This is a genomic window from Streptomyces torulosus, from assembly GCF_001419765.1.
In the GTDB taxonomy this organism is placed as follows: Bacteria; Actinomycetota; Actinomycetes; order Streptomycetales; family Streptomycetaceae; genus Streptomyces; species Streptomyces torulosus.
This window is the reverse complement of the sequence record NZ_LIRK01000985.1, coordinates 1-1,014: the sequence shown is the minus strand read 5'-3', so window position 1 is coordinate 1,014 and position 1,014 is coordinate 1. Positions and strand designations below refer to the sequence as shown.

Annotated in this window: 1 protein-coding gene; it reads right to left on the bottom strand. The window is 69.3% G+C overall.

Annotation, left to right across the window (positions count from 1 at the left end; translation table 11 throughout):
* Positions 1-155: 155 nt before the first annotated feature.
* Positions 156-1,014 (bottom strand): lysophospholipid acyltransferase family protein (locus AOK23_RS43360; RefSeq protein WP_055717848.1); only part of this gene is annotated, 859 nt, incomplete at its 5' end.

The following is a 1,014-nucleotide window of genomic DNA, read 5'->3' as shown; positions in this document are numbered from 1 at the left end:
CCCCTCCTCCCGGGCCTCCTGCCCGGCCTGGGCATCGACGGCGACGACACCGACTGACCCGGCACGACGATGGGGCGCCCTTCGTGAGGAAGGGCGCCCCATCGTCGTACGTCGGCGGACGTCTCAGTCGACGAACGTCTCAGTCGGCGAACGTCTCAGAAGAACACCGACCGCCGCTGCACCAGCAGCTTGTACAGGGTGTGCTGGATCTGCTCCCGTACCTGGTCCGTCAGGTTGAACATCAGCATCGGGTCCTCCGCGGCCTCCGGCGGGTAGCCGTCGGTCGGGATGGGCTCGCCGAACTGGATGGTCCACTTGGTGGGCAGGGGGATCGCGCCGAGCGGGCCGAGCCAGGGGAACGTCGGGGTGATCGGGAAGTACGGGAAGCCCAGCAGGCGGGCGACCGTCTTGGAGTTGCCGATCATCGGGTAGATCTCCTCCGCGCCGACGATCGAGCACGGGATGATCGGCGTGCCCGCGCGCAGCGCGGTGGAGACGAAGCCGCCGCGGCCGAACCGCTGGAGCTTGTAGCGGTCCCCGAAGGGCTTGCCGAGGCCCTTGAAGCCCTCCGGCATGACCCCGACCAGTTCGCCCTGCTGCAGCAGCCGGGAGGCGTCCTCCGCGCAGGCCAGGGTGTGCCCCAGCTTGCGGGCCAGCTCGTTCACCACCGGCAGCATGAAGACCAGGTCCGCCGCGAGCAGCCGCAGATGGCGCCCTGCGGGGTGGTTGTCGTGCACGGCGACCTGCATCATCAGGCCGTCCATCGGGAGCGTCCCGGAGTGGTTGGCGACGATCAGGGCGCCACCCTCCGCCGGGATGTTCTCGATGCCCTTCACCTCGACCCGGAAGTACTTGTCGTACAGCGGCCGCAGCAGCGACATCAGCACCTGGTCGGTGAGTTCGGCGTCGTAGCCGAAGTCGTCGACCTCGTAGTCCCCGGTGAGCCGCTTGCGCAGGAAGGCGAGACCGCCCGCGATCCGTCGTTCCAGCGCCCCGCCGTCCACTGCCTCGGCG